The sequence below is a fragment of the Pseudomonas sp. 05N434 genome (assembly GCF_056396965.1).
Map to the genome: position 1 here is coordinate 1 of NZ_JBFTMK010000386.1, position 7,851 is coordinate 7,851.

The following is a 7,851-nucleotide window of genomic DNA, read 5'->3' on the forward strand; positions in this document are numbered from 1 at the left end:
GTTACGACCCGACTTGGTGAATTCAGCTTTCTGAACCAGCCAAGGATCGTTGTCGATACGGATCACCATACCGGGTTTCAGTTCTTTACCAGTTTTCATTGCGAATATCCGAATTTGGATGGGATTTACAAAAATCTAGGCCGCGTATCATATCCAATTTAGGTAAAACTGTACCAGCGCTGCGGCAAGATCTGCCTGCAAGGCTTGTTCCAGACACCACGCCTCGGCATGTTTTTCCAGTTCCGGCCAATGTTTGCGGGTTGATTTCCAGTACTCGCCCATTGTCTCACCTGCATTCCATGCCCGCCATAGACCGCTGATCGCCTCGCCAGCAGGTTTGGACAGGCCTTGGGTGTACAGGGTCAGGAAGGCGTCGAGCTTGTCCAGGTGGATATCTTCGTCCTGCCGATAGATGTGCCAGAGCATTGGCCGGCCTGCCCATTGCGCGCGAACAAAGGAATCTTCGCCGCGCACGGCGTTGAAATCGCAGCTCCACAGCAGCAGGTCATATTGATCCTGCCGGACGAACGGCAGCACTTGCACGGTCAGGGCATCGCGCACATGCACCGCGCCGGCCGTCAGCCCGTCCACTGCGAGCCAGCGTTCGACGTCGCCGAGAATCCGCCCCTCGGGCACCAACAGATGAGTGGGCGTCGAGTCGGCAGCCATGGCGTCGAGCCAACTGGCCAGCCCGTTATTCTCGTAGGCGAACAGCGAGATCAGCTGTGCATTCGGGGCGCGTTCAACCCCCAGGCCTTGCAGGAACTCTCGCTGAGCCTCGGGACTTTGCTGAAACTGCCGACGTCGTTCGAGCACCCCCCTCTCGCGCAGCAAGCCACCGGTGCCCTTGCGAAAACCCGGGAAGAAAAAGAACTTCTGCACGTTCTTGTACTTCACCGACGGCAAGCCGTGACAACCGACGACCCAGTCTTCGGCGCTCAGATAATCGAGGTTCATCCACAGCGGCGGCTTTTCCCGCTCGGCCATGGCCTCCATATAAGCACTCGGCAACTGGCAGGCGAACGCGGCGATAACGACATCCGCGGCTTCGGTGGGTTGCCAGTGCGCTGACCACTGCCGCACCTCGACACCCTGCTGCCACTGCTGCGTAGCGTGGATGTCGATTTCTGGACACAACCGCTCGAAGGCCCGCAGGTCATCGACCCACAAGCGCACCGTCACTGAATGTTCGGCCACCAGTTGGCGGGCCAGACGCCAGGTCACACCGATGTCGCCGAAATTGTCGACCACGGTGCAAAAAATATCCCAGCGGGTTTTCATTTCAGGCATTCCAGGTTCCCGTTGGCAAAAGCGCCGATTGTCCGCATAAATTACCCCGCGCAGAAGAGCCGACGACGATTAATCTTCGTGCGACAATCGCCACTCGCCCGCGACCACCCGCCAGGAGGCAGTCATGCCCTACCGTCCCCACCCGCGCCGCTCCATGCCGATCCAGCTCAATGCGCTGCAACTGACCGGCAGCATCGCCCTCGGTTTGTGGCTGGGATTTATCGCGATCGCACTGACTTGCTGGCTCGCCTGGCGCCTGTTGTTCAACGAGCAATTGGCACCCTTGGCCCAGGCGGTGGAGCAACAGGCCAAGCCGCCGGTGATTGAACAACCCGCTGCGCAAAACCCGATGTTCGAACAGTACGAGGAACACCTGCGCAGAAACGATCAGCAGCAAATGGTGGAACAGGCCAGAAGCAGCAAACACAATCTGGCCAATCCAAAATGTCAGTTCTGGCTGCAACAGGACCAGACCGCGCCGAGCGAAAAAAGCCGCGCCAACGTCCTGCAATTCTGCGATTGATCATGAAGCTCTCTATGCACAAGCCGACCGTCCACCAACTGATTATCGACAAGCTGCGGATCGATCTCGACATCGCCGAGCGTGCCGCGCAAACCGCTTACGAAACCGCGACCCACGAAGAAAACATAGCCGAAAACAAGTACGACACCCTGGGGCTGGAGGCGTCTTATCTGGCGGCCGGGCAGGCCAGGCGAGTGGAAGAAATCAGGCTGTCATTGACCCTTTGCCAGAACCTGACACTGCGGCCTTATGACGAGCGGCGCGGCATCGAGGTCGGCGCCCTGCTCGGCCTGGAAGACGAAAAGGGTCGCGAACAATGGCTGTTCCTGGCCCCCGACGCAGCCGGATTGAAGATTGATCTGGTGGGGCAACTGATTACCGTCATCACCCCTCGTTCGCCGCTGGGTAAAAGCCTGCTGGGCAAGTTCGAAGGGGATGAAGTGGAGATTCTGGTGGCGGGCGCTCGGCAACAGTTTGCTGTCACCGAGGTGATCTAGCGTCTGTTGACGCTTAATGGACCGGCAGTTCGACGCCGTCGAACAGCTCTTCCAGTTCCTGTTTGTTGTGGCACTGAATGGCMTTGGCCATCACTTCGCGGGTCAGGTGCGGAGCGAACTTCTCGATGAAGTCGCACATGAAGCCACGCAGGAAAGTGCCGCGACGGAAACCGATTTTGGTAATACTGGATTCGAACAACTCGCTGGCATCGAGCACCACCAGGTCGCTATCGAGCTTGGTATCGACCGCCATTTTCGCCACGATGCCCACACCCAGCCCCAGGCGAACGTACGTCTTGATCACGTCGGCGTCAGCGGCGGTGAACACCACTTTCGGTGTCAGGCCACGGTGACTGAAGGCTTCGTCGAGTTTCGAACGGCCGGTGAAACCGAATACGTACGTCACGATCGGGTATTCGGCCAGGGCTTCGAGGGTCAGCTTCGACAGCTTGGTCAGCGGGTGGCCCTGAGGCACGACCACGCAGCGGTTCCAGCGATAGCACGGCATCATCACCAGATCACCGAACAGCTCCAGGGCTTCGGTGGCGATGGCGAAATCGACGGTGCCGTCCGCAGCCATCTCGGCGATCTGCATCGGCGAACCCTGGTGCATGTGCAGGGCAACATCCGGGTATTGCTTGATGAAATTGCTGATCACCGGTGGCAATGCATAACGCGCCTGGGTGTGGGTGGTGGCGATCGACAGGGTGCCTTTTTTCTCGTTGGAGAATTCCTGGGCGATCTGTTTGATGCTTTCAACTTTGCGCAGGATCTCACCGGCGGTGGTGATGATGCGCTCGCCAGCCGGGGTAACGCGGGTCAGATGCTTGCCGCTGCGGGCGAAAACCTCGACCCCCAATTCGTCTTCCAGCAGACGAATCTGTTTGCTGATGCCCGGTTGCGAGGTGTAGAGGCTTTGGGCTGTAGCAGAAACGTCCAGCACCATGGCTGTGACTCCCTACGATCAGTAAATCGACAGAGAGTTTCTGCGCCTGGTCGAGAATCACCTGCGACGGATCGCCCTGCAGCACCCGCACAGCCTGAATCCGCTGCAAATCCTGCTCTCCTTCATCCCCCAGCTCTTCGCGAAAGTTGTCGAGCACCCGTTGCTGAATATTGGCGATCACATTGTTCAGACCTTGACTGTGAAATTCGTTCAAGGCCTTCTCGTCGAGATAGCGTTGCAACACGGATTCGGCAAACAGCCCCATGGGCTCTACCGCGTGCACCACATACAAGTCGGCATTGAATGTTCGAGCCAGTTCCAAGGCATGCTGCATCACCAATGGTGCGTACAGACCCAAGTCAGTGGCATACAGCATCGAACGAATCATATGACCTCCTCAAATGCCAACATGGCGGAGATTGATTCAGCTTAGCAGTGCCGTGGCGAGTGCGGCGCCCGGCGCAACGTATTGAACCGCCGGGCTTTAAACCGACGGCTCGTTACTGATGCCATGGGGCACGTGCCCGGTGGCGACCACTTCGCGGGCCAGTTCGCAATGGCCTGCCTGATCGTCGAAAAATACGTCGGCGGCAAAGGCTTCGAGAAAAGCTGATTTGGTCAGGCCGCCAAGAAACAGCGATTCGTCCAGACGAATGTCCCATTCGCGCAAGGTACGGATCACCCGTTCATGGGCCGGCGCCGATCGCGCGGTCACCAGCGCGGTACGGATCGGACAGGCATCATCGGGAAACTCGCGCTGCAACAGATTGAGCGCCGCGAGGAAACCTTTGAACGGCCCGCCACGCAAAGGCTCGCGGGCCGCCTCACGCTCGCTGGCCTGAAACGCCGCCAGGCCTCCCGACTGATAGACCCGCTCCGACTCGTCGGAAAACAGCACCGCGTCACCGTCGAAGGCAATGCGCAATTCATCGCTGGCGGCGCGACTGGCACCGCCCGATAGAATAGTCGCTGCGGCGAATCCGGCCTCCAGCGCATTGCGCACATCTTCGGCATGGGTCGAGAGAAACAGGTCGCAACCAAAAGCCTTGAGGTACGGATAAGGACTGCGCCCGCCGACGAACGCCGCACGCGAGATCGACAGGCCATAGTGATGAATCGAGTTGAAAACCCGCAGGCCGGTGTCGGCGCTGTTACGCGACACAAGGATCACCTCGACCCGGGCACGGCCGAGACGGGTATTCAGGTTCAGGAGTTTTTCCACCAACGGGAATGCATCGCCGGGCTCGAGAATTTCGTCTTCGTGTTCGATCTGGTACTGCCGATAAGCCTCGACGCCGCTCGACAGATAGACCTTGTGGCTYTCGCTCAAGTCGAACAGCGCTCGCGAAGAAATCGCCAGCACCAGTTTGTCGTCTATGACATTTGCCATGCCCTTCCCCCTTCTTGACCGACTCAGTGGTTACGTCRGTCGATAAAACTCAAGCTGCGATACAAGGCCTCGATTCGCGGCAACTCACATCCCGCAGCCTTCGCCGCTGCCAGTGGCCGAGTGTAGATGGCGTCCAGTTCCAGCGGCCGCTTGTGCAGAAAATCGTGATGCATGCTCGGCCAGTAGTCGGGCATTTTCTCGGTCATCATGAACAGATAATCGGCGTAACCCGGCGGCATGTCATGACCGCAAGCCTTGGCCCCCTGAACCACTTCGGCCATCAAGGCCTGAATCAGCGCGCGGCTGTCGGCATCCGCCATCAACGGTGTGGTGCTGGCCCCGAGCAGCACCGACAGACCGTTGTAGGGAATATTCCAGACCAGTTTCTGCCAGCGCGCCTGCTGCAGATTCGGCATGGCCTGGGCGTCGATACCGGCCGTGCGGAACAATCCGGCGCCCTCCTCGACGATGTTCATGCGTACCTGTGCATCGGCGGCGGGGCCACTGTGGTAGCCGACATTCACCGCCCCCAGCGCTTGATGGGTGATGACCCCGGGGCCGGCGCGATGGACGCAGATCAGACAAAGCCCGCCCAGCAGGTGCAGCGAATCGGGGAGCAACTCGCGCAGATGGTCTTCGACGTCCAGGCCATTTTGCAGCAACAGCACTTTGGCATCAGGTGCCGCGGCTTGAATAATGGCCGGTGCCAGGTCCGCGTTGCTGGTGGTCTTGGCGCCCACCAGCAGCCAGTCACAGGGCGGCATGTCGGCAGCCGACGAATAGGCCTGGACCGGGTTCAGGGTCAGCGGGCCCAACGACGCATGGTCAAGATGCAAGCCGCGTTCGGCCACCGCTGAAAACTCGCTGCGCAACAGAAAATGCACATCGAAGCCGGCACGCGCCAGCATCAGCCCGTAGAAACCACCGATCGCGCCGGTACCGATAATGCCGATTGTCGGCTTGGCCACTGTGCCTGTCATGGCAGCTCCTCTGCTGGTCGATTCAACGCCTGCTCCACAGCCTCGTTGAGCGCTGTGCGGGTCAGGCGCGACTGTAGCGCCCCGAAATACTCACCGTCGCGCACCACAAACAGTGCCGGCAAATGAAAGACCCGATAACGCTCAACCACCCCGCCATTGCTTCCGGCATCGATCCAGCACAGCCGATCGACCGCCAGTTCGAGCCTGGGCAACTGCTCGCGGGCAAAACGGCAACTGGCACAGCCGACGCTGGTAAAAATCACCAGTGAAATGCCGCTCATTGCCAGCAACCGTTGGTCGGCGTCGAAATCGGTCAGTTCCGATTCGACCACTATACTGGGAGAAACAGTGTCAAGTGGCCGACACAGGGAGTCCGTGTTCATGAGACGTTATCTTCCTCATCCTGACGATGTGCCCGTCGAATTAACGTTGCTCAAACATGAGTGTATTTCGCGGCAAGAGCTGCACACTATCAGCCTCGGCGGCATGGCTTGCAATTACCACCGCGCGTGGCGCCACGGTACGGCGCTGGAAATACGCATGCCGACCCTGAACCCGGACTTGCGTTTCCTGGGTTATGTGGCGTGGTGTTTGCGACGCAAACGCGGCTATCTGGTGGGGATCGCCTTCGTCGACGAACAGACGCTGTTTTGCGCTCGGATGGGTGAGCAGATCTGCCAGATCGAACGTTACTGCCGTCAGCATGAACCCCAAAGCCAACAGCAGAACAATGAGACCCTGGCCCTCGAATGGGTCCAGCAGCACGCCGACGAGTTCTCCCACGATACAGTCAGCAAGGCATTTGCGCAGCCAATGGCCGGTTAGGGTGCATTCCCCATCAGTTTCCCCGCCACGATGGGGGAAACTGATGGGGAATGCCCATTAAACCGGTGTCTGCCCATTGTCGAGCCACGGTGTAACGCGCTAAGGTTCTGCTCCCCGACGCGCTTAATTTGCTGTGCTCCGCCGCGCGGGTTCGCTGGCGGCCGGCACCCGTGACCTGACGAGTAAACGATGGCYGATTTACCGATCAACGACCTAAACGTCGCCTCCAACGAGACCCTGATCACTCCCGATCAGCTCAAGCGTGATATCCCTCTGAGCGACGCTGCCCTGCGCACCGTCACCAAGGGCCGCGAAGTCATTCGCAACATTCTTGATGGCACCGACCACCGCCTGTTCGTCGTGATCGGGCCGTGCTCGATCCATGACATCAAGGCTGCCCACGAATACGCCGAGCGCCTGAAAGTGCTCGCGGCCGAAGTGTCCGATACCCTGTATCTGGTCATGCGCGTGTATTTCGAGAAGCCACGCACCACCGTTGGCTGGAAAGGCCTGATCAACGATCCGTACCTGGACGACTCGTTCAAGATTCAGGATGGCCTGCACATCGGTCGTCAGTTGCTGCTGGACCTGGCCGAGATGGGCCTGCCGACCGCAACCGAAGCCCTCGACCCGATCTCCCCGCAATACTTGCAGGACCTGATCAGCTGGTCGGCGATCGGCGCACGCACCACCGAATCCCAGACGCACCGTGAAATGGCTTCCGGCCTGTCTTCGGCCGTCGGCTTCAAGAACGGCACCGATGGCGGCCTGACGGTGGCCATCAACGCCCTGCAATCGGTTTCCAGCCCGCACCGTTTCCTGGGCATCAACCAGGAAGGTGGCGTATCGATCGTTACCACCAAGGGCAACGCCTATGGTCACGTGGTACTGCGCGGTGGCAACGGCAAGCCGAACTACGATTCGGTCAGCGTCGCGCTCTGCGAGCAAGCACTGAAAAAGGCCAACATCAAGCCGAACATCATGGTCGATTGCAGCCACGCCAACTCCAACAAGGATCCGGCCCTGCAACCGCTGGTGATGGAGAACGTCGCCAACCAGATCCTCGAAGGCAACCAGTCAATCATCGGTCTGATGGTCGAGAGCCACTTGAACTGGGGCTGCCAGGCAATCCCGAAAGACCTCGCCGACCTGCAATACGGCGTGTCGATCACCGATGCCTGTATCGATTGGACTGCCACTGAAAACACCTTGCGCAGCATGCATGCCAAGCTCAAGGACGTGTTGCCTAAACGCAATCGCAGCTGATCGCCGTTTCGCGCATAAAAAAACGCCAGGTTTGAACCTGGCGTTTTTTTATGCGTTGGTTTTGCTCACAGCTTGGCAGCATGCCGCTGATGACGCTCCATGTAGCGCTCCACGTAGGAGCACGATGGAATCAC

General features: G+C 59.2%; 9 protein-coding genes and 3 pseudogenes. 4 read left to right on the forward strand and 8 right to left on the reverse strand.

The annotated features are described in order from the left end of the window. Together AC1DLB_RS21320 and earP are read right to left on the reverse strand one after the other, a co-directional pair. Nucleotides 1–99: pseudogene (locus tag AC1DLB_RS21320) on the reverse strand (elongation factor P); the annotation flags it as partial. Between the two features lie 48 nt (nucleotides 100–147). Further along, nucleotides 148–1,290, reverse strand: coding sequence for an elongation factor P maturation arginine rhamnosyltransferase EarP (gene earP, locus AC1DLB_RS21325; RefSeq protein ID WP_457327320.1), 1,143 nt, complete (start codon nucleotides 1,288–1,290; stop codon nucleotides 148–150). 124 nt (nucleotides 1,291–1,414) lie between these two features. Here earP and AC1DLB_RS21330 point away from each other — a divergent pair, with 124 nt between their 5' ends. Beyond that, nucleotides 1,415–1,813, forward strand: coding sequence for a hypothetical protein (locus AC1DLB_RS21330; protein WP_064616722.1), 399 nt, complete (start codon nucleotides 1,415–1,417; stop codon nucleotides 1,811–1,813). A 14-nt stretch (nucleotides 1,814–1,827) separates the two neighbouring features. Further along, nucleotides 1,828–2,310 carry a GreA/GreB family elongation factor gene (locus tag AC1DLB_RS21335; RefSeq protein ID WP_111455033.1) on the forward strand — a complete coding sequence of 161 codons (483 nt, stop codon included), beginning with the start codon at nucleotides 1,828–1,830 and terminating at the stop codon, nucleotides 2,308–2,310. 13 nt (nucleotides 2,311–2,323) lie between these two features. Here AC1DLB_RS21335 and cysB read toward each other — a convergent pair whose 3' ends face one another. The 5 genes and pseudogenes from cysB to AC1DLB_RS21360 all read right to left on the reverse strand — a co-directional run bounded on the left by cysB (nucleotide 2,324) and on the right by AC1DLB_RS21360 (nucleotide 6,009). Further along, on the reverse strand, nucleotides 2,324–3,256 hold the full coding sequence (gene cysB / locus AC1DLB_RS21340; RefSeq protein ID WP_477785594.1) for an HTH-type transcriptional regulator CysB: 933 nt from the start codon (nucleotides 3,254–3,256) through the stop codon (nucleotides 2,324–2,326). Then, nucleotides 3,246–3,644: pseudogene (locus AC1DLB_RS21345) on the reverse strand (universal stress protein); the annotation flags it as partial. The pseudogene AC1DLB_RS21345 and the gene cysB, both read right to left, overlap by 11 nt. A 96-nt stretch (nucleotides 3,645–3,740) precedes the next feature. Continuing rightward, the gene (locus AC1DLB_RS21350; RefSeq protein ID WP_018929795.1) at nucleotides 3,741–4,646 is read right to left on the reverse strand and encodes a 5'-nucleotidase; all 906 of its coding nucleotides are present in this window, start codon (nucleotides 4,644–4,646) and stop codon (nucleotides 3,741–3,743) included. Nucleotides 4,647–4,669: 23 nt separating this feature from the next. Further along, nucleotides 4,670–5,626 carry a putative 2-dehydropantoate 2-reductase gene (locus AC1DLB_RS21355; protein WP_477785595.1) on the reverse strand — a complete coding sequence of 319 codons (957 nt, stop codon included), beginning with the start codon at nucleotides 5,624–5,626 and terminating at the stop codon, nucleotides 4,670–4,672. Next, a complete protein-coding gene (locus tag AC1DLB_RS21360; protein WP_026286693.1) occupies nucleotides 5,623–6,009 on the reverse strand; it encodes a thioredoxin family protein in 387 nt (128 codons plus the stop codon). The genes AC1DLB_RS21355 and AC1DLB_RS21360 overlap by 4 nt, the downstream gene beginning before the upstream one ends. Here AC1DLB_RS21360 and AC1DLB_RS21365 point away from each other — a divergent pair. After that, a complete protein-coding gene (locus AC1DLB_RS21365) occupies nucleotides 6,008–6,451 on the forward strand; it encodes a PilZ domain-containing protein (RefSeq protein WP_081625788.1) in 444 nt (147 codons plus the stop codon). The two genes, AC1DLB_RS21360 and AC1DLB_RS21365, sit on opposite strands and share 2 nt — an antisense overlap. A 189-nt stretch (nucleotides 6,452–6,640) precedes the next feature. Then, nucleotides 6,641–7,717 carry a 3-deoxy-7-phosphoheptulonate synthase gene (locus AC1DLB_RS21370; RefSeq protein WP_018929799.1) on the forward strand — a complete coding sequence of 359 codons (1,077 nt, stop codon included), beginning with the start codon at nucleotides 6,641–6,643 and terminating at the stop codon, nucleotides 7,715–7,717. 65 nt (nucleotides 7,718–7,782) lie between these two features. Here AC1DLB_RS21370 and AC1DLB_RS21375 read toward each other — a convergent pair. Beyond that, nucleotides 7,783–7,851: pseudogene (locus AC1DLB_RS21375) on the reverse strand (GNAT family N-acetyltransferase); the annotation flags it as partial.